This is a genomic window from Methylobacterium oryzisoli, from assembly GCF_046557895.1.
GTDB lineage: Bacteria > Pseudomonadota > Alphaproteobacteria > Rhizobiales > Beijerinckiaceae > Methylobacterium > Methylobacterium oryzisoli.
This window is the reverse complement of the sequence record NZ_JBKIBX010000014.1, coordinates 109,615-135,054: the sequence shown is the minus strand read 5'-3', so window position 1 is coordinate 135,054 and position 25,440 is coordinate 109,615. Positions and strand designations below refer to the sequence as shown.

Below are 25,440 nucleotides of genomic sequence, written 5' to 3'. Positions count from 1 at the left end.
CATGGCGCTCCTCGAGATCCGCGACCTGACCGTGCGCTACGGCGAGATCGAGGCCGTGCGCGGCGTCTCCTTCTCGGTGGAGGCCGGCGAGGTCGTGACGCTGCTCGGCTCCAACGGGGCGGGCAAATCCACCACGCTGAAGACCATCTCGGGTCTGGTGAAGCCGGCCGGCGGCGAGATCCTGTTCGAGGGGGAGTCGCTCGTCGGCCTCAAGGCCGAGGAGATCGTGCGCCGGGGCGTCGCCCATGTGCCGGAGGGGCGCCGGGTCTTCCCCGGGCTGACCGTGCGCGAGAACATCATGCTCGGCGCCTCGAACCGCACCGGGCTGTCTTCGCGCCAGATCCGCGACGAGGCGGACGCGATGTTCGACCTCTTCCCCGACATCCGCCGCTTCGCCGACGCGCTCGGCTGGACGCTCTCGGGCGGCCAGCTCCAGATGGTGGCGCTCGCCCGCGGCCTGATGGCCAAGCCCCGCATCCTCCTCCTCGACGAGCCCTCGCTCGGCCTCGCCCCGGTGATCGTCCAGGCGGTTTTTTCCATCATCGCCGAGGTGCGCCGCCGCGGCACCACCGTGCTCCTCGTCGAGCAGAACGCCCGCATGGGCCTCTCGGTCGCCGATCGCGGCTACGTGCTGGAGACCGGCCAGCTCGTGCTCAGCGGCTCGCCGGAATCGCTCTGGGCCAACGACGACATCCGGGCGGCGTATCTCGGCGGGCGCAAGGCGGCGGTGTGAGGCAACGCCGCGGTGCCGGCGCGTTACCCTGGAGATCAGTGGAGTCGATCATGTCCGCCGCAACAATCCTGCCCCAGGCCGCCCCCCGCACCGTGCGCCTCAGCCCCGACGACAACGTCGTGGTGGCGGTGGACGCGATCATGCCGGGCGCCGCGGTCGAGGGCGTGGCGGCCGCAGCCCGCGTGCCCAAGGGACACAAGATCGCGACGGCGGCGATTCCCGAGGGCACCCCGATCCGCAAGTTCGGGCAGATCATCGGCTTCGCGAGCCGGGCCATCGCGCCGGGCGAGTGGGTGCACGAGCACAATGTGGGCCTGGGCGAAGCCAAGGGTGACTTCGCCCGCGACTACCGCTTCGCCGAGGAGGCCCGCGAGACGGCCATGATCCCGGAGGCCGAGCGCGCGACCTTCCAGGGCTACCGCCGGGCGGACGGGCGGGTCGGCACCCGCAACTACATCGGGGTGCTCACCTCGGTGAACTGCTCGGCCTCCGCGGCGCGCTTCATCGCCGAGGCGGTGCGGGGCTCCCGAATGCTCGACGACTATCCCGGCATCGACGGCATCATCCCGCTCGTCCACGGCACGGGCTGCGGCTACGACATCCAGGGCGAGGGCAGCGAGATCCTCAAGCGTACCCAGTGGGGCTACGCGGCCAACCCCAACATGGGCGGCGTCATCATGGTGGGCCTCGGCTGCGAGGGCTTCCAGATCGACCGCTGGAAGCGCGCCTACGGGATCGCTGAGAGCGACACCTTCCGCAGCTTCACCATCCAGGAGACCGGCGGTACCCGGCGCAGCGTCGAGGCGGGCGTGGCGGCGATCCGCGAGATGCTGCCGGCCGTCGCGAAGGTGCGGCGCGAGACCGTTTCGGCCTCCGAACTGATGCTCGCGCTCCAGTGCGGCGGCTCGGACGGGTATTCGGGCATCACCGCCAACCCGGCGCTGGGCGCCGCCGTCGACCGGCTGGTCGCCGAGGGCGGCACCGCCATCCTGTCCGAGACGCCCGAGATCTACGGGGCCGAGCACCTGCTCACCCGCCGCGCGGTCGACCGCGCCACCGGCGAGGCCCTCGTGGAGATGATCCGCTGGTGGGAGGGCTACACCGCCCGCAACGGCGGCGAGATGAACAACAACCCCTCCCCCGGCAACAAGGCGGGCGGGCTCACCACCATCCTGGAAAAGTCGCTCGGGGCGGCGGCCAAGGGCGGCACGACGCGGCTCAACGGCGTCTTCCGCTACGCCGAGCCCGTCACCGCCAGGGGCTTCGTCTACATGGACACGCCCGGCTTCGATCCGGTCTCGGCCACCGGCCAGGTGGCGGGCGGGGCCAACATCCTGTGCTTCACGACGGGACGCGGCTCGGCCTACGGCTGCAAGCCCACGCCCTCGATCAAGCTCGCGACCAACAGCGAGATCTACCGCCGGATGGAAGAGGACATGGACATCGATTGCGGCGATGTCCTCGACGGCGTCTCGATCCGCGCCAAGGGCGACGAGATCTTCGCCAAGATCCTCGCCGTGGCCTCGGGCGAGCGCTCGAAGTCGGAGGCGCTCGGCTACGGCGACGCCGAGTTCGTGCCCTGGCAGATCGGCGCCGTGATGTAGGCGGGCGGCCCGATCCGGGGTAAGGGCGCGGCCGGAGCCGGATCGAGGGCTCCGGACGCGGACACCTGATCATGACAGCCGATGCAGCCGGCGCCCCCGACCTGACCCGCCGCCAATGGACCATGACGGTGCTGGCGAGCCTCGGCGGCGGGCTCGAATACTATGACTTCATCGTCTACGGCATCTTCGCCCAGTACATCGCCGCGGCGTTCTTCCCGGCGAGCGATCCGGTGGCCGCCCTCACGCTGTCGCTCGCGGTCTTCGCGGTGGGCTACCTCGCGCGGCCCCTCGGCGGCGTGGTCCTGAGCCATTTCGGCGACCGCTACGGGCGCAAGACGGTGTTCGTGGTCACGGTCTTCACCATGTCGGCCTGCACGCTCGGCATGGGGCTGGTCCCGTCCTACGCCTCCTGGGGCGTGGCGGCGACGCTCCTGCTCGTCGCCCTGCGCTTCGTGCAGGGCCTGTGCATCGGCGGCGAGTTGCCCGGCGCCATCACCTTCGTGGTCGAGACCGCCTCGCGCCGGCCGGGCTTCGCCTGCGGCATCGTCTTCTGCTTCGTCAACAGCGGCGTGATCCTGGCGGCCCTGGTCTACCTCGCCCTGCAGACGTGGCTGCCGCCCGCGGCCATGGCCGAGTACGGCTGGCGCATCGCCTTCCTGTTCGGCGGCGTGCTCGGCCTCGTGAGTTTCTGGCTGCGCCGCTCGCTGGAGGAGACGCCGGAATTCCTGCGCCTGCAGCACGCGGCCTCGCGCAGCCCGGTCGGCGAGGTGCTGCGCCACCACCGCCGGGCCGTCGTCACCGGCATCGGCATCGTCGCACTCACGGCCGCCTTCAACGGCATCCTGTTCGCGCACATGCCCGCCTATCTGAGCCAGGTGCTCCGCTACGACCGGCAGACGGTCGCGCTCGCCATCAACGTGGCGCTCCTGGCGATGTCGGTCGCGCTGCTCGCCGCCTCGTGGTTCGCGGACCGCATCCCGCCCCGGCGGCTCCTCCAGGCCTCGACGCTGCTCCTCCTCGTCGGTGCCGTGCCGGCCTACAGCGTGCTGGCGCGCGGCGACGCGAACCTCTTCGTGGTCCTGCCGCTCCTCACCGTGGCAATGGCGGGAGCGAACGGCAGCTTCGCCTACCTGCTGGCGATCCTCTTCCCGACCCGCGTGCGCTTCAGCGGGGTGGCGCTGTCGCTCAACCTCGGCTTCACGCTGCTCAGCGGCCTCGGGCCGCTCGCCGCCAACGCGCTGATCGGCGCCACCGGCTGGCCCGCCGCGCCGGGCCTGATCATCGCGGGCGTCGCCCTGATCGGCCTTCTCACGGCCCTGCGCCTCGGCGATGGCCGGCTGCGGGTCGGCGAGGTGGCGCGGGCGTCGGGTTGAAATCAGCGGTGGACGTCGCCCGGCCCGCCCTGGTGCCGTCGTCCGGCCCGGGCTATCGAGAGCGTGGCCGAACAGGGATGCGCTCAGGCTGGGTGACGCGTGACGGACGCGCTCGACGACATCGCCGGAATCCTCGAACGGACCGGGGAGTACAGGGTGCTTCGGCGCCTCAGGCCCTTCGCGGCGTCCGAGGAGCCGGCGGGTGAACCGACCTATCTCGGGCTGATCCTCGACACCGAGACCACCGGCCTCGACCCCGCGACCGACGAGGTGATCGAACTCGGGATCATCGCCTTCTCGTACGGGGCGAGCGGGCGCATCTACCGGGTGCGCCAGCGCTTCAACCAGCTCCACGAGCCCGGCCGGCCGATCCCCGAGACGGTGACGCGCCTCACCGGCATCACCGACGCGGACGTGGCCGGGCAGCGCATCGACGACGCGGCCGTGGAGGCGCTGGCGAGTCGTGCCCGGGTGATCATCGCCCACAACGCGCGGTTCGACCGCCGGATGTGCGAGACGCGCTGGCCGGTCTTCGCCACGCGCAACTGGGCCTGTTCCTGCCACCAGATTCCCTGGCGCGAGGAGGGGCACGAGGCGGCCCGGCTCGGCGGGCTGCTCGCCGATCACGGCTATTTCCACAACGGCCACCGGGCGATCGACGATTGCGAGGCGCTGCTCGCCCTGCTGGCGTGGCCGCTGCGGCGCTCCGGCCGCCTCGGGCTCGCCGCGCTGCTCGAGGCGGCGCGCCGGCCCACCGTGCGCCTCTGGGCCTCGGACGCGCCCTTCGCGCTCAAGGACCGGCTGAAGGACCGCAACTACCGTTGGTCGAGCCGGCGGCGCTGCTGGTACATCGACCTCGACGAGGAGCAGATCGAGATCGAGCGCTCGTTCCTGTCGCGCGAGATCTACGGTGGAGCCCTGCCCGGCCTGCCCTCGGACCGCTTCACGGCCCGCGACCGCTTCTCGGCGCGCAGCGACCCCGAGACATGAAAAACCCGGCGCCGGGGCGCCGGGCCGGGTGGATCAGTGTCGATCAATAGCCGTAGTAGAACCGGCGTCCGTAATAGGGACGCGGGCCGTAGAACGGGCGCGGCCCGTAGAAGCGCCGCGGGCCGTAATAGTAGGGGCGAGGACCGTAGAAGGGGCGCGGGCCGTAGAACGGCCGGCAGATGCCGAACCGGTTGGGGAAGAAGCCGGGGCCGCAGCCGCCCGCGACGGGCGTCGCCGCCGCGCCCGCGAGGGGGGTGGCCGCGCCGAGGCCGATCGGTGCGGCGCTCGCCGCCGAGGCGAGTCCGAGGCTGCCCGCCACCAGGGCCGCGAGCCCCAGCACCTTGACGTGCGTCATCGTGCGATCTCTCCTGACGTTGGCCGGACGGCCTCACGGCCGCCGGGTCGGCGGAGAGATAAGCGCCCGTGACCTGAACGCCCGATGAGCGCGGGGCCGCGCTCCGGCGCGCGCCGGCATCGCTCGGCCGGTGGCTCCACCGTCGGGCGGATGCCCTTGCGTCAGGCCGACGCCTTGCCCGCCCGGCCCTTGCCCGCCCGGGCCTTGGGCTCGCCCGCATCGGGACCCGACACCACGGCGTCGGGCGTCGCGCTGCGGGCGGCGGTGCGGCTGCGGCGGCTCTGGCCGAGCCCGCTCGTCTTGGCGAGTTCGGAGCGCTGGGCGGCGTAGTTGGCCGCCACCATCGGGTAGTCGGACGGCAGGCCCCACTTCTGGCGGTACTGGTCGGGCGTCAGGCCGCGCCCCGACAGGTGCCGCTTGAGGGTCTTGTAGGGTTTGCCGTCCTCCAGGCTGATGATGTGGTCCGGCGTCACCGTTCTCTTGATCGGGACGGGCGGCGTCAGCTTCTCCGGCTCGGGCGCCGACGGCGTGCCGAGCTGGGTCAGGGAGGAGTGGATGGCTCCGATCAGTCCCGGCACTTCCGACGCCGGAACCGAATTGTTCGAGACATAGGCCGACACGATGTCGGCAGCGAGACCGATGAGGTCGGCTGGAAGGTTCGGATCGTCGTTCGTCATGCTGCACCAATGCGGCTTGGTGCAGCAGCATGGGCACGTATTTGAAGAGACGTCAACTTACATAGTCATAAAGTCACTCGACAACATCGGTACAGTGGGGAACAAGCGGATGCATCGTGCACGATTGTCTTCCGGGATGAACGAAGTCGCCCATGCACGCGACCGGAGGGCCGATCGGATGGGGACGGCGGCCCCCGATCGTCTCATTTCGGCCGCCAAGCCGTTGCAGATCCTTGAGGAAGGGGCCAAGTTCGCCCTCCTGTCGCGTTTTCACGATTGACCATGACCGATCTGCACCGCCGCTTTCTCGTCAACGGCGCCCTCGCGGGCTTGGCTGCGGCAGCTCTGCCCGGCTCCGCGCGGGCCTGGACCGCGCGCGCCCCGGCTCCGCGCTACCGCCAGGAGGAGAGCGAGGACTGGCTCTTCGGCCCGCGCCGTCCTGAGGTCGAGCCGGAGGAGGAATCCTTCTGGGGCGGGCCCGTCCGGCGCCAGCCCGCACCGCCCGCGGAGGCCCCGGCCGTCGCCGTCGACGACGGCCCGATCGACTACGCGCGCGCCTATGCGGCGCTCGGGGGCGAGCCCTTCCCGATCCCGGCCTTCCGCTGGCAGCGGGCGAACCCGACCTTCCTGCGCCAGGAGGTCGCCTATGGCGGCCGCTACGAGCCCGGCACGGTGGTGATCGATCCGCGGGCGCGCCTGCTCTACCTCGTCGAGGGCGGCGGCCGGGCGCGGCGCTACGGCGTCGGTGTCGGGCGTCAGGGCTTCGCGTGGTCGGGCGTCGCCACGATCAACTCCAAGCAGGCCTGGCCGGACTGGTACCCGCCCAAGGAGATGATCGCCCGCCAGCCCGACCTCGCCCGGCAGGTGAGCCAGCTCCAGAGCGGGCTGGGCGTCCCGGGCGGCCCGCGCAACCCGCTGGGCGCCCGGGCCCTCTACCTGTGGCAGAACAACAAGGACACGCTCTACCGCATCCACGGCACGACCGAGCCGGAGAGCATCGGACGCAGCGTTTCCTCGGGCTGCATCCGGATGATCAATCAAGACGTGATCGATCTCTACGCCCGCGTGGCGGTGGGCGCGCAGGTGGTGGTGCTGAGCTGACGCGCCGCTGCTCCTGCCGGGGGCATCGCGCGACGGCATCGCGCCCCTCGCCGCCGCCGAAGCGGGTCAGGTAGCGAGCCATCCGAGCGCGCGGCGCCACCACGGTGCGGGTGCCCGCGCGTCCGGCGAACGGCTGCCTGAGGCCGGCGCGCGCGTGGCGTCGCGCGGCACGCGGATCGGCTTGGCGTCGGTGCTGCGCGCCTTCGGCAGGGCCACCGCGTAGGGCGTGAGGAACTGCTCGCGCTCGGCCCGCCGCCGCGGCAGGAGCTCCGCCGGCCTGTTCCAGGCCAGGATCGCCTCGGCGCAACCGGCCACGTCGCCCGCGTTGAACCGGCGCAGGAAGGTCGACCGCGCGAACGCCGCCGGGCCGATGTTGAAGCAGATCGACACCAGGGCGTCGAACTGCTCCTGCGTGCAGGGGCGGGTGAGCGCCCGCCGCACCGCCGCCGCGTAGCACTCCACCGCCCGGGCGAACAGCGCGTCGGATTGCGCCGCCGTGATCGTCAGTCCGGGCGTGACGGCGATCAGGCCCGAGGCGCTGGTGAGGCCGACCCCGATGGTCCAGATGCCGGCCGAGTCCTGGTAGGCGCTCAGCCGTTCGCCTTCGCGCGCCCGGAGGGCCGCGCGGCCGATGGGGGACAGGTCCATGGTGCTCTCCCGGGAAGCGGGCAGGAAAAAGCCGCCCGGAGGCGGCGGACGGAACACGCGAAGGTGAGGCTGCGACGGGGCGGTCGAGACGCCTCACGCCACGATCGGAGTGTCATCCAGCCGGCGCCAGCGGCCGTTGCTGTAGCAGGCCAGCGCTCCCGTTCCGGCCCCCGCCGCCTCGCCGGACTTGCGGGCGTTGCTGACGTAGATGACCAGGCCATCCGCGCCGGCCGGCAGGGTCGCCACCGTGCAGATCCCCAGCCGCAGGCCGGCGCCGAGCGTCACCGGTCCGGCCACCGCCACGCTGCCGCCGATGGCAAGGGCGCCGCTGGCGCGCGCCACCCGCAGCGCCTCGCGCCACGTCCCGCCGTCGGCCGAGACCTTGAGGCTGAGGTCGTCGTCGCCGATCAGGCCGAGCTCGGCCCGGCCCGACCAGCCGGATTGCAGCAGCAGCGAGAGGACGCGGCCGGGGCCTTCCTTGTTGAGGGTGTAGCGCAGGTCGCCGCTGCCGCCCTCGCCGGTGCCGCGGGCGGTCCAGAGGGCGGCGTTGAGCTTGGCGGCGAAGGGATTGGCGGCATCCGCCGTGGTGCCGATGCCGAGCCGGGCGAGGTTCTGCAGGGCCGTGAGGGTGGCGCGGAAGCCCATCCAGCCGCCCGCGCCCGTGTAGGTGTAGAGGTCGGCCTCGTCGGCGACGAAGGCGAACCAGCCGGGCTGGGGGACGAAGGAGCGCCACGCGCCGTCCTGGTAGCGCACGACGCGCCCGGCCCATCCGGCCCAGGCGCCGGAGGGGGCGGCCGCCGCGATGAGGTAGCGGTCGCCCTCGGCGGGGCTGGCCGGGGGCGCGGCGAGATCCTTGTCGAGGACGGCGAGCTGGACGAGGGAGTCCAGGGCGATGAGGGCCTCGTTGTGGGTGACGTGCTTCTGGGCCTGGGCGGCGGCGAGCAGCGGCAGGGCGAGGAGCGGGGTTGCGTCAGGCATGGCGGGCCTCGGACATGGGTGATCTTCAGAGCTGGAGCGTGGTCCGCAGGGCGGGGCCGCGGCCGTAGGCGGCGGAGAGCTGGTGGATGGCGACCGACAGGCGGGTGACCGGCGCGCCGAAGTCGGTGGCCTGTTCGGCTGCCGTGTAGGTGAGGCGCGGCTCGGTGACCTCGCGGCTGCGCTGGAGGGCGCTGCCGTTCAGGATCTCGACCGCGTAGGCCTCGCGCTCCTCGGCGAGCGGCACCTCGTCCTGCTCCCAGGCGTCGCCGTTGAGGCGGGTGCGCCGGATCCAGGTGAGCAGGAGGTCGCCGTTGTCCTGCCGGAGCAGGCGGGCCTGCACCGGCGCGTAGGGCCGCAGGCCCACGCCCCGAACCACGAGATCGGCGCCCGTGTAGGACGGGGCGTCCGGCGGCTCCCCGAGCGGCCCCCACCGGAACGACACGGGCAGGCCGCGCTCGGCCAGCGGCAGCCGGGACTGCACCAGCGCCTCGGTGAGCACCACGAACGGCGCGCCCGCAGGCGTCGGGCTGCCGCGGGCGAACTCCGTGCCGAGCTGGCCGCGCAGGAGGCCCGTCAGCCGGTAGCGTCCGGGCGCCAGCAGGGCGGCGCTCGCCCATTGCAGCACCTCCCACTCCCCCGAGGGCGTCAGCACCGCCGCGGCGTTGGCGCCGTCGAGCACCGCGCGCTCCGGCGCCGACGCCAGTTCGGCCCCCGGCGGCACCTCGACGTGGAGCGCGGTCACGCGGTCCCAGCGCCCGCAGGGGCCGCTGTGGAGATCGGCGGCGAGGCGGCCGATCACCGAGCGGGCGCCCAGCACCGCGTCCTCCTCGACCGGGCCGCCCGCCCGCCCGCGCAGCACCGCCACCGGCGACCAGGGCTGCGTGTAGGCCGCGAGATAGGGCGCGTGCGCGGTGGCCTCGGGCGCCAGCAGCGGCAGGTCGAGGATCTGGAGCAGTCCCACGCCCGCGGTCGTCGGCGGCGAGGGCGCCCGCGCGCTCCCGGCGCCGTCCCGGTAGGCGAACACGCCGCTGTCGGCGCGCAGGCCGCTCGCCGGCCGGCCCGCCTCCAGGCCGAGCCGGGTCAGCCGGTAGTCGGTGGCGCGCCCGTCGAGCGACAGGCTGATCACGTCGCCGGGATCGAGGGCGAGCGCCGAGGGCGGCAGCACCATCGCGACCTGCTCGCGTTCGGCCACCGCCTGGTACAGCAGCGCCTGGGCGAGGCCGCGCGCCGCCCCCTCGTCCAGGCACAGCGGCAGCGACACGCGGCTGACCGCCCCTGGGCACGTCGTCGGCGGCGCCGTGCACCCAGGCCGCCTGACCGACGCGGTCGGAGGAAAAATAGGTGACGGTGGGCACCCAGTCGGGGGCGTCGGTGTCGACGGGCACGAGCCGCGGATAGCGGATCGCCGGGTACTGCGTGCGGTAGACGGTGGGCTCGATGTAGGCCTGCTGGCTCACCAGGAAGGCGAGCGCGCGCGGCGCGTCGGTGACGAGCGTGCGGGTGGTCATGGCGGATGGTCCCTAGTTGAGGCGCAGGCGCGCGAGCCCGCCGGCGGAGGCGGAGGTGTCGAAGAGGGCGTTGGGAAGGGCGGTGGTGCCGGCGCCCGCGGCCGAAAAGCCGCCGGAGGCGGTCAGGTGGGCGGGCGCGCCGGCCGTGACGGCCCCCGCGACCGCGACCCAGACGACGCCCTTGACCAGCACCGGGGCGGTGTCGCCCTTGGCGAAGAGGTCGCCGCCGGTCTCCGGGCGGGCGCCGCGGTCCGCCAGGACGACGCCCCGGAAGATCGACCCCGTCGCGGCGATGCCGTCGTCGCGCGTGCCCTGGAAGGCGGGCTTGCCGAAGGCGATCCCGGCGGGCGTCTCGACGGTGCGGCTGAGGGTGAGGCTCGGCTCCTCGGCGGCGACCATGCCCTCGTAGGCGGGCGCGGCGCGGCCGGCATAGGTGTTCTGGGTCGGCATCAGCGGGCTCCTTGGGGTTGGGCCTTCCAGGCGGTGCGGAGGGACTCGACCATCGCGGCATGGGCCGCGTCGGGGGTGAGGGCATCGGGCGTGAGGGCGTCCGGCGGGCGGCGCAGGGCGGCGCGCAGCGGGTCGGCGGCGGCCGCGAGCGCTCGGAAGGCGCCCTCGATCCCGGCCGCGTCGAGGCCGGCGGCGGCCTCGCCCAGCGCGTGGGCGACGGCGGCGCGTCGGATCGCGCCGGCCTCAAGGCCAGCCGGGTCGAACGCGTCGCCGAGGATGCGTCGCGCCCCCGCCACCAGCTCGGCCCGGGTCGCCGCCAGGGCGTCGAGGGCGCCCGGCGCGCGCAGGGCCGCGATCTCGCGCTCGCGCTCCGCCAGCGCGGCGGCGTGCTCGGTGCGGAGCCGGGTGGCCTCGGCCTCCGCCGTGAGCGCGCGGGCGACCGCGTCCGCGAGGTCGCGGCGCAGGGCGGTCGCGTCGTCGATCCGGCATTCCGGCCCGGCGCGGCCCTGCTCGACGATGGCGACGTGGTCGACGACCACGGCGGTCTGGCGGGCGTCGTAGGGCGTGCCGTCCGGGGCGGTGCCGGGGGTCCAGTCGAGGTCGCAGGTGTAGCCGACCGAGATCTCGCGCCGCCCGGCGCGCACCGCCGCGATCGCCTCCGCGTCGGCGAGCAGCAGCGGGATGCGCACGAACTCGCCGTCCCGCAGCACCTCGTCGCCGACATGGCCCCGGGCGACGCCGCGCCACGTCTCGGGCGTGACCGCCTCGGGCGGATGGTCGAGGGTGACGGGCTTGTGGCCGAAGCTCGCCAGGGATTCCGCCCGAAACACCTCTTCCGGGTCGCGGTAGACCCGGATGGCCGCCCGGTCGGGCCGCGCCAGTTCCGCGCCGCCATACACCTGGACGTTGCCGGCGCGGGCCGCCCGGGCCTGCACCACCAGCGCCCCGCCGCGCAGCGGGCGCGCGTCCGCGATCTCGGCCGGGGGGCCGAGGCTGAGCCTGTCGAAGATCTGCATGGGTCTCTCTCTGCCGGGGTCTGTCCGGGGTCCGGGGCCTTGAGGCCCCGGCGGGTCGCGGGCGGCGCCCGCGTGGGTGTCAGGGCGAAGCCTCGCCGGGCCTGGCCCCGATCAGCGCGTTCGCTGGTAGGCGGCCTCGATGCCGGGGAAGAGGTCGGCGTTGACGAGCCAGCCCTCGACGCCCGCGGCCAGCACCTCGCGGGGGCTCAGGGCCTCGCGCGCGAGGGTGGCGGCGGTCTCGGCGCGCAGCCGGCCGATCTCGGCCTTGTCGCGCTCGGAGGTCTGCAGGAGCGGGCGCCACGCGTACCAGATCTCGGGCGCCGGGCGGCCCAGCGCGTGGCGGACGAGAAGCGCGTCGAGGCGGGCGAGCGCGGGGGTGAGTTCCACCGCCTGGCGGGCGGCGATGTGGTCGTAGTAGTTGCGCAGGTCGGCATCGCCCGTGGCGTTGAGGCCGGCGGGCGACTGGCCGAGGAGGCGCGTCACCGGGATGTCGGCGGCGCCCGCCGCGGTCTGGAGGAAGAGGCGCGCCACCTCGGGCAGCCCCGAGAAATCAAGCTGCTTCTGCTGGTAGCGCTCGCCCTCGGGGGAGCGGCCGTCGCCTTCGAGGAGCAGCATCCCGAACATCGACTTCATCCGCGCCGCGTAGCCGAAGCGCTCGGTGAGGCGGCGCGTGCCCTCCTCCGTGGAGAGGGCCTGGGAGAGGCCCGGCACCGAGATCACGTCCTGCTTGGCCTCTGGCAGCATCGCGGCGATGTGGGCGGCGGCCGCGGTGGCGTGATCGATGGCTTCGAGCAGCGCCTGCAGCACGCTGTCGCCGAAGGCGTCGCCCCCGGCCTCCTCGGGCACCGGGGCGCCGACGAGGCGCAGGATCCGCGACGGGTGCACCGGCTGGCCGCCCGCGATCACGTAGGAGGTCGGCTCCCCGAACCAGGGCGAGAGCGGGTCGCGCTCGATCTCGCCGGCCTGGATGGCGTGGCGGCCCAGCACGTGGAGGTAGCGCAGGCCCCCCTGCCCGACGGTCTCGGGGCGCAGCGGTGCGGCCGGATCGGGGCTGGCGTCGCCGATCAGGATCGCCGCCCCGCCGTGGAGCCGTGCGAGGCGCAGGGCGCGCAGCAGCACCTCGCGCAGGCGCAGGGCCGTCTCGGCGGCCTCGATCGCCGCCACCTCGGCGGGGGGCGCCTGCCAGCCGCGCCACTCGCGCAGCATGTCGAAGGGCACGACGTCCACGATCTTGCGGGCGAGCCAGTTGTCCCGGTAGGCGGCGTCGAGTTCCGCCTTGGCGCGCGGCACGTGGACGTGGAGGGCGCCGGCGCTCTTGTCGCGCGGCCCGCCAAGGCCGGTAACGAGGTTGGCGAGGCGGTCGGCGAGCCACATCAGAGAACTCCCAGCATGCCGTAGCGCGCCTCGCTCAAGGTGCCGAAGGCGCGCGAGAGGGCGTCGACTTGGTCGAGGAAGGCGCCGTTGGGGAAGGACGCGACCTCGTCGAGGAAGGCCTCGTTCCAGGGGCCTTCGAGGAGGTGCAGGTTGCCGGCCTCGGCCTGAGCCGAGACCGGCGCGGCGCGGGTGGCCTTGTCGCCGCTCTCGGGCGTCGCGCGGGCGTCGTAGCCGGCCAGCCGCCGGATCAGGTCCTGGGCCTGGGCCTTGCCGGCCTGTCCGGGATCCTGCGGCAGGGCGATGCGGCAATCGGGGCCGTCCTCGGCGGCGGTGGCGAGGATCATCCGCACCACGCCGCCCGGGGAGAGCCGGTCGCGCCGGACATCGGCCACGTAGAGGTGCCCATCTGGGGCGCGGCCGAGCTTGAGGCCTGCCGTGTAGGCGGGCGCCCTGCCGGCCCGCTCGACGCTGGCCGCGAGGTCCCAGGCGCGGACGAAGCGGCAGCCGGCGGGCAGCGCGCGGACCACGCCGAACCAGTGGCGCTTGAACAGCCCGCCCTCGCGCGGGGCCGGGCGCTGCTGGAACTGGCCGGCCGCCGCGTAGGCGCCCATCACGGCCTTGTCGCGCTCCACCACCGCGCGGGGGAAGCGGGCCGGAAACAGGAGGTCGCCCTCCCGGCGCCGGGGATCGGAAAAGCCGATGCCGGTGACGCAGCGCCGGGCGGGCTCGAACTCCATCGGCAGCATCAGGTGCTCGTAGCCGAGGTCGCGCGCCAGGATCAGGCCGGAGACGTCGCGGGCGTGCAGGCGCTGCATGATCACCACGATGGCCGAGCGGGCGGGGTCGTTGAGGCGGGTGGGCACGGCTTCGAGAAACCAGCGGTTGACCGTCTCGCGCACCCGCTCGGAATTCGCGCCGTCGACCGAGAGCGGGTCGTCGAGGATCACCCGGTCGCCGCGCGCCCCGGTGATCGAGCCCGCGGCGAGCGCCTCGCGCAGGCCGGTCGGGGTGGTCTCGAAGCGCTGCCGGCGGTTCTGGTCGCGGGCGAGGCGCACGCGCGTGCCCCAGAGGGCGCGGTACCAGTCCGAGGTGACGAGGCGGCGGGTGCGCAGGTTGTCGCGGATGGCGAGCGCCCGGGTGTGGGAGACCGCGATGGTGCGCAGGTCGGGGCGGTCGCGTGGCCCCCATTCCCAGGCCGGCCAGAAGACGCCGGCGAGGAGGCTCTTCATACTGCCTGGGGGGACATTGATCAGGAGCCTGGTGATCCGCCCGGCGGTGATCGCCTCCAAGTGCTCGGCCACCGCGTCGATGTGCCAGCCGTGGATGTAGGGGGCGCCCGGCTCCACCGTCGGCCAGGCCCGCCGCACGAAGCCTGCGAGGCTCTGCTCGCTCTCGACCCGGTCAAGCGCCCGCAGCAGGATCGCGGGCGCCGACAGCCAGGACCTCGGCGATGCGGCGCAGTTGCTCACGCTGCTCGGGGTCGAGGAGCCGGAGGGCGGCGTCGAGGTCGAAGCCCGGCCTGCCCGCGTCCGTATCGGCATCGCGCCCCTTGCCATCGAGACCCCAGGCCTGCCGTTCGAGAGCGATCCAGAGCCGCGCCGCGGTGGCGAGGTCGCGCAGGGCCGCGCTGCGCTTCGGGAGCGAGGCCAGCCGTTCCAGGGCGCTTCTGCGCTCCGGGTCATCGTTCGATGCTTCGGCGAGCAGGGCCTCAGCGGCACCGGCCTGCCCGGAGGCGGCGAGCGCCTCGCCGAGGAGGCGCAGGGTCAGCGCCTGTCCCTGCTCGATGACGGTCCGGTGCCCGTCGACCACCCGGCCGCCCCCGGCACGCGGCTGCGGCGGCGTGGGCGCGAGCCGGCGCGCGGCGTCGGGCACCGCCCGCTCCCAGCGCCCGGCCCCGGCGCGCCTTCGCACCGTGCCGGGATGAAGGCCGAAGGTTCGGGCGAGCTCCGCCGCGGAGCGGCCCTCCCGCCACGCGGCCTCGATCGCCGCCCAGTCGATGTTCGTACGCGCCATGCCGTGCCTGGAGATCCGTCCCGGCCGGCCGGGAGGCACGAGCCCCCCGTCGCCTCGGTGATGCCGTGGGCCGGGTCCAGGGACACATCCCCCGAGGGGGCAGTCGCGCGGCCACGTCCGTGAGTGGCAGGCCGCAGACCTGGATAACCTGCCCCTTTGATACGCGATCCCGTTTTGTTCGTCAAATGTTCTTTTTCGGGGAAGGCTCCGGATCGGCCTCGATCTGCTCCTCGCCGAGGTCCACCGGGGTCGCGCGGCCGAACATCTCCACGGCGACGCGGTAGCGGCGGCGCGCCGGATCGACGGCCTCGACGATCCCTGCGGCCTGCACGAGCGGCCCCTGCGTCACCCGCACGGCATCCCCGAGGGCGAACAGCACGGCCGAGACCGCCTCCCCTTCCCCCTCCGTGCCGTGGCCGGTGAGCGCGTCCGCGAAGACCTGCAGCACGGATGCCGGGATCACCACCGCGCGGTGATCGCGAAACAGCACCCGGTCGACGCCCGGATGGGCCTCGGCTTTTCGCAATTCGCCGTCGTCGCGCAGGCCCACGAAGACGAGGCGGCGCAGGAGCGGCTCCCGCACGAGGCGGCGGCGCCCGTTCTCCTCGACCCGCTCCACCTCCTCGCGCGCCTCGAAGGTGGCGAGACCGGCCTCCTCCAGCTCGCGGGCGACGCGGGCCGACCAGCGCGGGCGCGTGCGCACCACGAGCCAGACCCGATCGGGCGCCACCACGATGCGCGGTGGTCGCTGCCGCCGCCTGCGGCGCCGGATCGCCCCGGTCAGCGCGGCGGACGGCCGGTCATGGGCGAGGGCCTCGCGGCGGCGGCGCGCGATGCGCCGCATCTTCTGCTTGCGGTCCGTCATGGCGCCCTCGCGGTGCAAACCCGTGAGGGTGTCGCGCGGGCGATCCGCGGCCCCTCCGGCCGATGGAGGCTCAGGGCGCCGGGCCGCGATCCTCCGGCGATCCACGCGGCGGATCGCCGGACCCGCGCGGCGGGTCGCCGGCGTCGCGCGCGATGTCGCGGAGCGCCTGGGTGATGCGCTTGCGCACGATCAGGAACAGCAGGATCCCCGCCGCCAGGGTCCAGAGCACGATCAGGGCCGTCTTCATGCGGCCTGTCTAGCCGGGAAGCGGCCGGCCGCGCCATGGGTCCCGGCGGCAACCGGGACCGTCGCGGGGGGCGAGCGAGGCCGCGCGCGCAGGCGCGCGGCGCACCGGGGCGCCGGAACATGAGGCGACTCCTGCCGTTGGGGAAGAGAAAGCGGCCGTTCAGGCTGCTTGCGACCGGAATAGCTACATGATGTAATGACTCTGATCAACACGCTAGGTGGTGATTTCGTCGCTGAAGGTTGTGGACGGGATGGTTGCCGATCAAGGGCGCGAGGGCCGGATCCGGGTGGAGCAGGGCGAGCGGCTGCGGCTGGCACGGCTCGCCGCGGGCTACCGGTCCGCGCGCGACGCGGCGCTCCGCAACGCGTGGCCGGAGAGCACCTACCGGGCGCACGAGGCCGGGACGCGGACGATCGGCCGCGACGACGCCGAGCGGTACGCCGAGCGCTTCCGCCGGGACGGCGTGCTGGTGAGCGCCAAGGGCCTGCTGTTCGGGGACGACGAGGCGGCGGAGCCGCCGGGCGACGGCAGTCAGGTCGTGGCGGTGAAGGGGGTGATCAGCGCGGGCGGGCTGATCGAGACCGGCGACGAGCAGCCCGAGCCGCACGGCACGCTGTTCGAGGTCGCGGTGCCGTTCCCCGTCCCCCACGGCACGATCGCGTTCCGGGTCGCCGGGGCATCGATGTACCCGAAATACGAGCCGGACGACATCGTGCTGTGCGCGCGCGCCGGCGAGAGTCCCGAACGGCTGATCGGCCGCTACGCCGCGGTCGCGACCCGGGACGGGCACCGCTACCTCAAGAAGCTCCTGCGGGGCTCGCGGCGCGGGGTCTTCCACTTGGAGAGCCACAACGCGCCCCTGATGCCCGACCGGCACCTCGTCTGGGCCTCGGGCATCATCAGCACGGTCCACGCCCAGCACTGGGCGCGGTTCCTGGGATAGGCCCGCGGAGCGGGCTCGGGCTGGGAGTGAGCCCGCGCGGCGGGCTCGGGCCGGGATCATACGAAATCCGATTGATCGCTTCGCGATGCGGATTTCGGCTTCGCTCAGGCGCCGCGCGGGCTGCCTGATACGAGATCCGGACTGATCGTCCGGATCTCGTATCAGTCGGCCTGGGCGACCCGGGTCGAGCGGCGCTGGGCGGTCCAGCGGCCGGAGCACAGGGAGGAGACGCTCCACGTGCCCGAACCCGAATTGGCCTGGAGGCGCCCGGAGGCCGCGCCGCTCGTGCCGCTGCGCCGCACGCTCAGGCCGACATTGCCGTCCCCGGAAATGCGGCCGCTGACCGAGGCGCCCTCCGCCGTCGAGGCGAGGCGGATGTCGCCATCGCGCACCGCGAGCGAGAAGCTGTAGCGGCTGTCGCACAGACCCGATTCGGTGACGAGCTGGACGTTCCAGGTGCCGTTGTAGTCGCTGCCGCCTCCGCGCGAATCCGCCGAGACCGCCTGCAGCGACGCGACCAGCCCTGCACTGACTCCGAGCGCGGCGACGACAGACTTGAGCATGAGACCCCCTCTTCGAGATGTGGCCGGGCAACAGCCCGGCCTGGGCGCGACCCGGGCAGCAGCCCCGGCGCGCTCGCCGATGCGATGGCGTGAATGAGGGGTGATTAACTCAGAAGAACCGGCAGAAATAGGGCGGACGCGAGAGGTTCCGCGCAAACGACGCCGCCGTGCGCGGACTTTTCGTCGCGCCGTCGTCACGGCCGAGCTTGGCCAGATCCTGCGAAGCGCCGGATGAACTGTCGTTCATCTATGCGGCCTGCATGCGGCGGCGTAGCGCTTGGTCGGGCAACGGGCCGGTGCCGGCGCGCAGGTTCATGACCATGTGGTGCGGCTGCCCGGTGCCGGGGATCGCGCAGGTGACGGCCGGGTGGGCGATCACGAACTTGAGCAGGATCTCGGCCCAGCTCTCGCATCCGATCTCGGCCGCGTAGGCCGGCAGCGGCCGGTCGCGCAGGCGCCGCAGCAGCCCGCCGCCGCCGAAGGGGCGGTTCACGAGCACAGCCACGCCCCGGTCGGCGGCGAGCGGCAGCAAGCGCTCCTCGGCGGCGCGGTCGTCGAGCGCGTAGTTGATCTGCAAAAAGTCGAGTGGCTCGGACCGCAGCACCGCCTCGACCTCGTCGTAGGCGCTCTCGGTGTAGTGCGAGATGCCGAGGTAGCGGATCCGCCCCTCCTGCTTCCAGGCGCGCAGCACCGGGAGATGCGTGCGCCAGTCGAGGAGGTTGTGGATCTGCATCAGGTCGAGCCGGTCCGTGCGCAGCCGCGCCATCGACTGGCGCATCTGCGCGATCCCGGCCTCGCGCCCGCGGGTCCAGACCTTGGTGGCCAGGAAGGTGCGCTCGCGTGCGCCGGCTGCCGCGACGAGATCCCCCGCCACCGCCTCGGCGCGGCCGTACATCGGCGAGGAATCGATCACCCGCCCGCCGCCGTCGAGCAGGGCCGCGACGACGCCCCGCAGCCGCTCGCGCTCCGCCTCCGCCGCGCCGACGTTGAAGCCGATCCAGGTGCCGAGCCCGATTACCGGCAGGTTCTCGCCGCTCGACGGGATCGCGCGCCGGTGCAGGGGCGTTTCCGCGCCCGCCGGCCACGCCGCCCCGAGCGCCGCGCCGAGCGCCCCCCGCATCACGCCCTGTCGCGTCAGGCCCGGCTTGTCGGTCGTCATGCGGCTCCTCCGGTCGCGCCCGCCTGGGCGCCTCTCCGCTCCCGGAACGCACGCGGGGCCTCCCCGGTGCCCTTGGCGAAGAAGCGCGAGAAATAGGCCGGATCGGTGAAGCCGAGATCGTAGGCCACCTCGGCCACCGCGAGGTCCGAGTAGAGCAGCATGCGCTTGGCCTCGATGAGGCGCCGGTCGCGGATCAGGCGGCCGGGACTGAGGCCGGTGACGCCCCGGCAGGCGGTGCGCAGGCGGGCCTGCGTCACGCCGAGGTCGCGGGCGTAGTCGTCGAGGGGGCGCTCGCGGCGGTGATGCGCCTCCACCGCCTCCCGGAAGCGCGCCACCAGCACCGCCTGCGGGCCGGGCTGCGCCGCGGCTCCCTGCGCGACCTCCCGCTGCCGCAGCGCCGCCACGAGCAGGATCATCAGGTGCCCCTCGATCGCCGCCCGCCGGCCCGGGGCCGCCCAGGCGAGTTCGCGGGCGAGTTCGGCGATGCTTTCCCCGAATGGCTCCCCCTCCCCGGCCGGCAGCGCCGCGGGCGCCCCGAACAGCCCCGCGAGGTCGGGCTCGCGGCGGGCGAGGTCGCGCCAGTAGCGGTCCGACAGGGTGAGCACGGTCCCCTGCGTCTCGTCGTCGAAGCGGAAGCCGTGCGCGGTGCCGGCCGGCACGAGGACGAGGCAGGGCGCGGCGAGGCGCAGCGACTCGGCCTCCGCCCGCATCACCCCGCCGCCGGCCGAGAGGTGAAGCACCTGATGCAGGGCGGCATGCACGTGGGGGCGGATGCTCCAGCGGTTGGGGCGGCTGCGATCGTCCAAGGCCTCGACGTGCAGGAAGCGGTCGTCGACGTCCCGCGGCGTCTCCCCGTAGAGGAAGAAGTGCGGCACGACAGGCAGTTGCGCGGGGTCGGCGGATCTCACACTCCTCACTCCCGGTCCTCTCGCGGGAGTGAAAAAGTCCAACACTTTCGCCGCGCCGTCCATCGCCGGACGGCCCGCCGAGGGGCAAAGTCGTGCCATCGCCGCCGCGGGCCTCGACGCCGCGCGGGCGGCCGGAGCGAAACACCCGGAGGATCTCCATGCGCACGCAGGTCGCGATCATCGGGGCCGGACCGGCCGGCCTCATCCTCGCCCATCTCCTCGCCCGGGCCGGGATCGACGCGGTGGTGCTGGAGCGGCGCACCCGCGACTACGTCGAGGGCCGGGTGCGGGCCGGCGTGCTGGAGCAGGGCACCGTCGCGCTCCTCGCCGATCTCGGGCTCGATGAACGCCTGCGCGCCGAGGGGCTGGTCCATACCGGCACCAACATCGCCTATGACGGGCGCCTCTTCCGCATCGACATGGCGGCGCTCACCGGCGGCTCCGCCGTCACGGTCTACGGCCAGCAGGAGGTGATGCGCGACCTCTTCGATGCCGCCGAGGCGCGCGGGGTGCGGATCCTGTTCGAGGCCGAGGACCTCGTGCTGGAGGGGGTCGAGACCGACAGCCCGAGCGTCCGGTTCCGCCGCGACGGCGCCGGACACACCCTCGCCTGCGACTGGATCGCGGGTTGCGACGGCTTCCACGGAGCGAGCCGCGCGGCGATGCCGGCCGACGTGCTCAAGGTCTTCGAGCGGGTCTATCCGTTCGGCTGGCTCGGCATCCTGGCGGAGGTGGCCCCGGTCAACCACGAACTCATCTACGCCAACCACGAGAACGGCTTCGCGCTCGCCAGCATGCGCTCGCCGACGCGCAGCCGCTACTACGTGCAGGTCGGCCTCGACGAGCGCATCGAGGACTGGTCCGACGTGCGGTTCTGGGACGAGCTGGCGCTGCGCCTCGGGCCGGAGGCGGCGGCCGGGCTGGAGCGCGGCCCCTCCTTCGAGAAGAGCGTCGCGCCCCTGCGCAGCTTCGTCGCCGAGCCGATGCGGCACGGCCGCCTCTTCCTGGCGGGCGACGCGGCCCACATCGTGCCGCCCACCGGCGCCAAGGGCATGAACCTCGCGGTCTCGGACGTCGCCATGCTGGCCGAAGGGCTGGTGCGCCACTACCGCGACCGCGACCCCTCCGGCCTCGACGGCTACTCGCAGCGGGCGCTGGCCCGGGTCTGGAAGGCGGAGCGGTTCAGCTGGTGGTTCACCGGCCTCACCCACCGCTTCCCCGACATGGACCCGTTCGCGCGCCGCATGCAGGTGGCCGAACTCGCCTACATCCGCGAGTCGCGCGCGGCGCAGACGGTGCTGGCGGAGAACTACGTGGGGCTGCCGCTGGTCTAGCGCGGGTGGGCTGGTCGGCGTCGAGATCGTTGACCATCACTGAGGTTCGCTATGCCCCGCATCCGCACCCATCCCGGCGAGATCCTGCTCGAAGAGTTTCTGAAGCCGTTCGGCATCTCGGCCCGGCAGCTCGCGGAGGCGATCGACGTGCTCCCGAACCGCGTCAGCGAGATCGTGCGGGAGCGTCGCGGCATCACGGCTGATACGGCCCTGCGACTGGGACGCTACTTCGACACCTCGGCGCAGTTCTGGATCAATCTCCAGGCCGCGCACGACGTCTCGAAGGCGCAGGCCACGACGGATTACGCGACGATCCGGCCGCGCGAATCCGCCAGCCTCTGACGACAAGGCCCGTTCGCCGACGTGGTCGCCGGTGCGGCGACACGAATGCAGGCTCGAGCGTCTGCAACGGAGGTGCCGCAGGCCGTCCCGCTCCGGGCGGTCAGGCCGGCAGGATGTCGATCTCGCCGGTCACTTCCGGCACCACGGCCCGCCCTTCGAGGCGGGCCGGGAGCTGCGCGGCGACCGAACGGTCGGAGACGTAGGCGACCCAGGCCGGATCCCCGATGGCATCACGCCCCTCCCCCATCCCCTGGACGCCGGGGATCCGGGTGAGCGTCGCCTCCGCGCTGGCCCGGCCCGCGGCGGGCGCCGTGTCGGCGGGCGTGTAGGCGGTGGGGCCGCTGTACGGGAACGGGTTCTGCGTGGACATCGTCTCCCCCTCCGGCTCCCGTCACGTGACGAGCGTGACGTCGAGCGCCTTGAGGACATGGTCGATCTTGTTGGCGAAGGTAAGCTCGCCCCCGCCGGCGAACAAGAGACCGACCGGCCGGCGGGCTGCGTCCCAGGTCCAGACCAGAGAGCCCGAATCGCCCCCTTGGCTGAAGCGGGTCTGGTTGCCCCGAATCGTGATCTGATCGCGGAAGTTGGCCACCTGACCCTGGCCGTAATTCACCCGGATCGACGCGCTCACGTCGATGACGCGGCCCGAGGTGAGCTGCGTGGTACGGCCGGACTTGCCGACCATCAGCCCGACCCGCGCGGGCACCGGCTGTGCGCCGCAGGAGAAGTAGTGCATGGCCGAGCCGACCCGATACATGAACTGCTTGCGCACCCGGTCCGGCCAGCACCACGCGGACGCGCAATCGACCACGTTCGGCTGGCCGGCGAAGGTGATCGGCACCCATTGCTCCAGGACGGCGATCCGGTCCGCCGGATCCCGTCCACCGTCCGCGGGACCCGGCTGAAGGATGGGATCGCCGGCCCGCGCGTCGTTGGAATTGGCGATCACGTGGTTGTTGCTGATCAGAAGCAGGCGATTGGCGCGCGGCCCCGACCGCCCGCGGGCGAGCACGCCCTGGGTGCCGGCGGTGACCTTCGGGTGGGCGACCGACACGCCGCAGGGCGAGAGACGCACTCGCAGCCGGTTCGCCAGTGCGTCGATCGGGCCTGTGTGGATCACGTTGATGGGCAGGGTGTCCGACGACAGGGCCCGAACGCCGAAACTGTCGACGCAGGCCGCCTTGACCTCGTCCATCGACATCCGCTCGGTCACGTAGACGTTGAGGACCGGCGCCCCGGGACCCGCCGGTCCGACCGACTCGAAATCGCGATGCGCCGGGCCGATGCCGACGCCGGCGATCAGGTCGGCCTTCTCGGTGGGGCCATCGCCGAAGGCGCTCGCGACGGCGGCCGGCCGGTCGAAGATGAGTTTTTCGAGTTGCTGCTGCATCGCCCGCAGGGTGGCGTCGACGCGATGCTCGCCCGCCGCGAAGCCTGAATCGTCGTGCTGGTCCGGCGGTGAATCGAACACGCCATCGTGGTCGTGATCGGTTGACGAGCGCGAGCCGGAATCGTCCGGCGGAGTATCCCACGGTTCATCGTCCGCGATTCCGGAGATCGGAGCGCCGGCCATGCTGTCCTCCTACGATGTGAGACATCGCGACTGCTCTTGCAGTCGAGGACATATATTGCTTGATTGTCAGAGATTATTAAGACCGAATATCGGAAAACAGATTTCCTTCGATAGAAGGATTGTATTGTGGAATATTGTCGTCCGGCCCGCGGCCGGGCTCATTGTCCCTCCTGTCCGCGGATCAGCTCTCCCGCCACGTCGCCGAGCCGGGGTACCGTCTCGCGCACGAAGGGCAGCGGGCGGCAGACCGCCAGGGCCGCGAGGCCGAAGCGGGCGGTCATGAGGCCGTTGAGCACGCCCTCGCCGAGCTTCGCCGAGACGCGGGCGGCGAGCCCCAGCCCCAGCACCTGCTGCACGAGGCTGTCGCCCACCGCGACGCCGCCCGTGACGGCGAGATGCCCCAGCGCCGCGCGCGCGAGGCGCAGGAACCCGAACAGGCCCGGCCGCCCGCCGTAGATCGTCGCGATGCGGCGCAGGAGCCGGACCGCCGCGAAGATCACGAAGCCGACATCGACGATCGCCCGCGGGCTCAGCGCCGTCACGGCCGAGACCTGCTTGGCGGCATCCGCCACCGCGCCCTTCGCCATCCGGTCGAGGGGGCCGAGCAGCTCGTGCTCGGCGATGCCGAGGCGGTCCTCCACGTCGAGGATCGCGTCCGCCACCGCGTCGAGCCGCCCGCGGCCGGCCGCGAGGCCCGGACGGTCGGCGTAGAGGGCCGCCACGTCCCGCACCACGGCCTTGGCGGCCGTATGGTCGCGGGCGGCCAGGGCCTCCAGGGCGGCCTCGCGGATCGCCTCGATGCGCCGCTCGCGCAGCACGCCCGCGACTTCGCGCCAGACCAGGGCGAGGAGCGCCACCGCGGCGACGCCGAGGAGCGCGAGCGCCGCCGCGCCGAGCCAGGGCGCGGCGGTAAAAAGGTCCGCGATCAGCCGCTCGACCGCGAGCCCGATCCCGAGGGCCGCCAAGCCGCCGAGGGCCGAGAGCAGCAGGCTGCCCCAGGGCGGGCCGGAGCGAGGCGCCACCGGCACCGGCACGCCGTCGGCCGCCTCCACGATCTCGAACGATTCCTCCACCACCCGCACGCCCTCGGCGAGCGGCGTCTCGCTGCCGGGCGGGGGCGGCGGATCGGCGGGCAGGCGGAAGGCCCGGGGCTTCGGGGGCTGGCTCATCACGCGGTCCTCAGGCCAGACGGTCGCCGATCAGGAATTCCAGGGCGCGGTCGAGGCGGATCTGCGGCAGCCGTCCCGGACGGCCGAGCGCGTCGAGGGGCACCCGCGGCGGCCGAAAGCGCGGGAAGCGCAGCGAGCCCGGCGCCACCGCCCCCTCCAGCACCGCCTCCGGGCGCTCCGGCAACTCGCCCGGGAAAATCGCGGCCTCGGTCTCTCCGTCGAAGGTCTCGCCGTCGATCGCCTCGCCGGCCTCGGGCGTGCCGGCCACCGTGCGCAGGGCGAGCCCGCCCTCCTCAACCGTCACCTCGCGGGTGGCGCGCACCGAGGCGAGCGCCACGGTGCCGACCCGGGCGCCCGCGGCCTCGGTGCGCCGCATCGCGCGCGCCACGAGGAGGCGCAGCAGCGCGTCGAGCCGGTCGTGGCTGGCGTGGTGGAGGTGGTCGGCCTTGGTGGCGGCGAACATGATCCGGTCGGTGCGCGGCGCGAACAGGCGCGACAGCAGGGTGTTGCGCCCGATGTTCAGGCTCATCAGCACCCGGTCGAGGGCATCCTCCAGTTCGGCGAGCGCGGCCGCGCCGGCATCCACCGCCGCCAGCACGTCGACCAGCACGATCTGCCGGTCGATGCGCTGGAAGTGGTCGCGGAAGAACGGCGTCACCACGCGGTTCTTGTAGGCCTCGAAGCGGCGCTCCATCAGGCCGCCCAGGCTGTCGGGCGCGGTGGGCCCGGCGAGCGCCAGCGGCGCAAAGGTGAGCGCGGGCGAGCCCGCGAGGTCGCCCGGCATCAGGAAGCGGCCGGGCGGTGTGGTGGCGACAGCCTCCGGCCCCGCCCGGACCGCGGCGAGGTAGGTCTTGAAGGCGTCGCTCGCCCGCTCGGCCACCACCTCGTCGAGGGGCTGGTTCGGGTCGAGGCCCCGCAGGACGTCGAGCCAGGGCGCGGCGACGGCGGCGCGCCCGGAGCGCTGCGCGGCCGCGATGGTCTCCCGCGACCAGCCCTCGTAGGTCTGCTCGATCAGCGCGAGGTCGAGCAGCCACTCGCCCGGATAGTCCACGATGTCGACCATCAGGTTCGCCGGACCGGCGCGCCAGCCGGCCTTGCGCTCGTAATCGACCGCGAGCCGCAGCTGGCTGATGCGGTCGGTCGAGCGCGGCCAGCGCCGCTCCTGGGTGAGCGCGGCGAAATGCTCCTCGTAGGGGAAGCGCGGCACGTCGTCGTCGGGCTGCGGCACGAGGCGGGCGCGGCGCAGGCGGCCCTCCTGCGAGGCCCTGAGGGCCGGCAGCGGATGGAGGCCGGTGAGATGGTGCACGAGCGCCGCCGTGAACACGGTCTTGCCCGAGCGGGCGAGCCCGGTGACGCCGAGGCGCACGGTCGGCTGGACGAGGAGATCGCTCGACGCTTCGGCGAGCGCCCGGGCGGCGGAGCCGGCGCGCGCGACGAAGCTGGGGAGGGCAAGCACGAGGGGGTCTGGCTCTCGCTGGGGGTCGGGTGTGGAGGTGGCGCCCGCCCACGCTTTCCGC

General features: G+C 73.4%; 28 protein-coding genes and 1 pseudogene. 9 read left to right on the top strand and 20 right to left on the bottom strand.

Features of this window, described 5'->3' with window-relative positions:
• Position 1: 1 nt before the first annotated feature.
• From ACKUB9_RS15830 to ACKUB9_RS15815, 4 genes are all read left to right on the top strand, one after another.
• Positions 2-733 carry an ABC transporter ATP-binding protein gene (locus ACKUB9_RS15830; RefSeq protein ID WP_407523214.1) on the top strand — a complete coding sequence of 244 codons (732 nt, stop codon included), beginning with the start codon at positions 2-4 and terminating at the stop codon, positions 731-733.
• A 50-nt stretch (positions 734-783) separates the two neighbouring features.
• Positions 784-2,337, top strand: coding sequence for a UxaA family hydrolase (locus ACKUB9_RS15825; RefSeq protein WP_407523216.1), 1,554 nt, complete (start codon positions 784-786; stop codon positions 2,335-2,337).
• Between the two features lie 71 nt (positions 2,338-2,408).
• Positions 2,409-3,710 carry an MFS transporter gene (locus tag ACKUB9_RS15820; protein ID WP_407523218.1) on the top strand — a complete coding sequence of 434 codons (1,302 nt, stop codon included), beginning with the start codon at positions 2,409-2,411 and terminating at the stop codon, positions 3,708-3,710.
• A gap of 99 nt (positions 3,711-3,809) precedes the next feature.
• A complete protein-coding gene (locus ACKUB9_RS15815) occupies positions 3,810-4,700 on the top strand; it encodes a 3'-5' exonuclease (protein WP_407523220.1) in 891 nt (296 codons plus the stop codon).
• 43 nt (positions 4,701-4,743) lie between these two features.
• Here ACKUB9_RS15815 and ACKUB9_RS15810 read toward each other — a convergent pair whose 3' ends face one another.
• Positions 4,744-5,055, bottom strand: coding sequence for a GCG_CRPN prefix-to-repeats domain-containing protein (locus ACKUB9_RS15810; RefSeq protein WP_407523223.1), 312 nt, complete (start codon positions 5,053-5,055; stop codon positions 4,744-4,746).
• 161 nt (positions 5,056-5,216) lie between these two features.
• On the bottom strand, positions 5,217-5,732 hold the full coding sequence (locus ACKUB9_RS15805) for a Ros/MucR family transcriptional regulator (protein ID WP_407523226.1): 516 nt from the start codon (positions 5,730-5,732) through the stop codon (positions 5,217-5,219).
• 136 nt (positions 5,733-5,868) lie between these two features.
• On the opposite strand from ACKUB9_RS15805, the gene ACKUB9_RS15800 reads away from it, so the two are divergent.
• Both ACKUB9_RS15800 and ACKUB9_RS15795 read left to right on the top strand, forming a co-directional pair.
• Complete coding sequence (locus ACKUB9_RS15800) at positions 5,869-6,012, top strand: hypothetical protein (protein WP_407523229.1); 144 nt, start codon at positions 5,869-5,871, stop codon at positions 6,010-6,012.
• A gap of 2 nt (positions 6,013-6,014) precedes the next feature.
• Positions 6,015-6,833 (top strand): L,D-transpeptidase, encoded by an 819-nt coding sequence (locus ACKUB9_RS15795; RefSeq protein ID WP_407523232.1) that lies wholly within the window; start codon positions 6,015-6,017, stop codon positions 6,831-6,833.
• A gap of 66 nt (positions 6,834-6,899) precedes the next feature.
• Here the strand turns inward: ACKUB9_RS15795 and ACKUB9_RS15790 are convergent, their stop codons facing one another.
• From ACKUB9_RS15790 to ACKUB9_RS15745, 10 genes and pseudogenes are all read right to left on the bottom strand, one after another.
• Positions 6,900-7,481, bottom strand: a complete 582-nt coding sequence (locus tag ACKUB9_RS15790) for a lysozyme (RefSeq protein ID WP_407523235.1) — start codon at positions 7,479-7,481, stop codon at positions 6,900-6,902.
• Between the two features lie 93 nt (positions 7,482-7,574).
• Entirely contained in the window at positions 7,575-8,459 is an 885-nt protein-coding gene (locus ACKUB9_RS15785) for a DUF2793 domain-containing protein (protein WP_407523238.1), read from the bottom strand.
• A 25-nt stretch (positions 8,460-8,484) separates the two neighbouring features.
• Positions 8,485-9,878, bottom strand: a pseudogene (locus ACKUB9_RS15780) (phage tail protein); the annotation flags it as partial.
• 101 nt (positions 9,879-9,979) lie between these two features.
• Complete coding sequence (locus ACKUB9_RS15775) at positions 9,980-10,417, bottom strand: structural cement protein Gp24 (protein WP_407523244.1); 438 nt, start codon at positions 10,415-10,417, stop codon at positions 9,980-9,982.
• Positions 10,417-11,433, bottom strand: a complete 1,017-nt coding sequence (locus ACKUB9_RS15770) for a DUF2213 domain-containing protein (RefSeq protein WP_407523247.1) — start codon at positions 11,431-11,433, stop codon at positions 10,417-10,419. Before ACKUB9_RS15770 ends, ACKUB9_RS15775 begins: the two co-directional genes overlap by 1 nt.
• 111 nt (positions 11,434-11,544) lie before the next feature.
• Positions 11,545-12,807 carry a DUF1073 domain-containing protein gene (locus ACKUB9_RS15765; RefSeq protein WP_407523250.1) on the bottom strand — a complete coding sequence of 421 codons (1,263 nt, stop codon included), beginning with the start codon at positions 12,805-12,807 and terminating at the stop codon, positions 11,545-11,547.
• Complete coding sequence (gene terL, locus ACKUB9_RS15760; protein ID WP_407523253.1) at positions 12,807-14,276, bottom strand: phage terminase large subunit; 1,470 nt, start codon at positions 14,274-14,276, stop codon at positions 12,807-12,809. The genes ACKUB9_RS15765 and terL overlap by 1 nt, the downstream gene beginning before the upstream one ends.
• A complete protein-coding gene (locus ACKUB9_RS15755) occupies positions 14,209-14,820 on the bottom strand; it encodes a hypothetical protein (protein WP_407523255.1) in 612 nt (203 codons plus the stop codon). The genes terL and ACKUB9_RS15755 overlap by 68 nt, the downstream gene beginning before the upstream one ends.
• 181 nt (positions 14,821-15,001) lie before the next feature.
• Positions 15,002-15,685 (bottom strand): transcription termination/antitermination protein NusG, encoded by a 684-nt coding sequence (gene nusG, locus ACKUB9_RS15750; RefSeq protein WP_407523257.1) that lies wholly within the window; start codon positions 15,683-15,685, stop codon positions 15,002-15,004.
• Between the two features lie 70 nt (positions 15,686-15,755).
• Positions 15,756-15,932, bottom strand: coding sequence for a hypothetical protein (locus tag ACKUB9_RS15745; protein WP_407523260.1), 177 nt, complete (start codon positions 15,930-15,932; stop codon positions 15,756-15,758).
• Between the two features lie 250 nt (positions 15,933-16,182).
• Between ACKUB9_RS15745 and ACKUB9_RS15740 the strand changes: the two genes are divergently transcribed.
• Entirely contained in the window at positions 16,183-16,875 is a 693-nt protein-coding gene (locus ACKUB9_RS15740; protein ID WP_407523263.1) for a LexA family transcriptional regulator, read from the top strand.
• Between the two features lie 161 nt (positions 16,876-17,036).
• Here the strand turns inward: ACKUB9_RS15740 and ACKUB9_RS15735 are convergent, their stop codons facing one another.
• The 4 genes from ACKUB9_RS15735 to ACKUB9_RS15720 form a co-directional block, all read right to left on the bottom strand.
• Positions 17,037-17,438: a hypothetical protein gene (locus tag ACKUB9_RS15735; RefSeq protein ID WP_407523266.1), complete on the bottom strand. Its 402-nt coding sequence runs from the start codon at positions 17,436-17,438 to the stop codon at positions 17,037-17,039.
• Between the two features lie 109 nt (positions 17,439-17,547).
• The gene (locus ACKUB9_RS15730; protein ID WP_407523269.1) at positions 17,548-17,685 is read right to left on the bottom strand and encodes a hypothetical protein; all 138 of its coding nucleotides are present in this window, start codon (positions 17,683-17,685) and stop codon (positions 17,548-17,550) included.
• Positions 17,686-18,597: an aldo/keto reductase gene (locus ACKUB9_RS15725; protein ID WP_407523272.1), complete on the bottom strand. Its 912-nt coding sequence runs from the start codon at positions 18,595-18,597 to the stop codon at positions 17,686-17,688.
• A complete protein-coding gene (locus ACKUB9_RS15720) occupies positions 18,594-19,505 on the bottom strand; it encodes a helix-turn-helix domain-containing protein (RefSeq protein ID WP_407523275.1) in 912 nt (303 codons plus the stop codon). Before ACKUB9_RS15720 ends, ACKUB9_RS15725 begins: the two co-directional genes overlap by 4 nt.
• 158 nt (positions 19,506-19,663) lie before the next feature.
• Here ACKUB9_RS15720 and pobA point away from each other — a divergent pair, with 158 nt between their 5' ends.
• Both pobA and ACKUB9_RS15710 read left to right on the top strand, forming a co-directional pair.
• Positions 19,664-20,839 (top strand): 4-hydroxybenzoate 3-monooxygenase, encoded by a 1,176-nt coding sequence (gene pobA / locus ACKUB9_RS15715; protein WP_407523278.1) that lies wholly within the window; start codon positions 19,664-19,666, stop codon positions 20,837-20,839.
• 51 nt (positions 20,840-20,890) lie between these two features.
• The gene (locus ACKUB9_RS15710; protein ID WP_407523281.1) at positions 20,891-21,181 is read left to right on the top strand and encodes a HigA family addiction module antitoxin; all 291 of its coding nucleotides are present in this window, start codon (positions 20,891-20,893) and stop codon (positions 21,179-21,181) included.
• Between the two features lie 100 nt (positions 21,182-21,281).
• Here ACKUB9_RS15710 and ACKUB9_RS15705 read toward each other — a convergent pair whose 3' ends face one another.
• The 4 genes from ACKUB9_RS15705 to ACKUB9_RS15690 form a co-directional block, all read right to left on the bottom strand.
• On the bottom strand, positions 21,282-21,551 hold the full coding sequence (locus ACKUB9_RS15705) for a hypothetical protein (protein ID WP_407523283.1): 270 nt from the start codon (positions 21,549-21,551) through the stop codon (positions 21,282-21,284).
• 21 nt (positions 21,552-21,572) lie between these two features.
• Positions 21,573-22,652, bottom strand: a complete 1,080-nt coding sequence (locus ACKUB9_RS15700; protein ID WP_407523286.1) for a chymotrypsin family serine protease — start codon at positions 22,650-22,652, stop codon at positions 21,573-21,575.
• A gap of 260 nt (positions 22,653-22,912) precedes the next feature.
• Entirely contained in the window at positions 22,913-23,923 is a 1,011-nt protein-coding gene (locus tag ACKUB9_RS15695; protein WP_407523289.1) for a YcjF family protein, read from the bottom strand.
• 10 nt (positions 23,924-23,933) lie between these two features.
• A complete protein-coding gene (locus ACKUB9_RS15690; RefSeq protein WP_407523292.1) occupies positions 23,934-25,379 on the bottom strand; it encodes a YcjX family GTP-binding protein in 1,446 nt (481 codons plus the stop codon).
• Between the last annotated feature and the right edge of the window lie 61 nt (positions 25,380-25,440).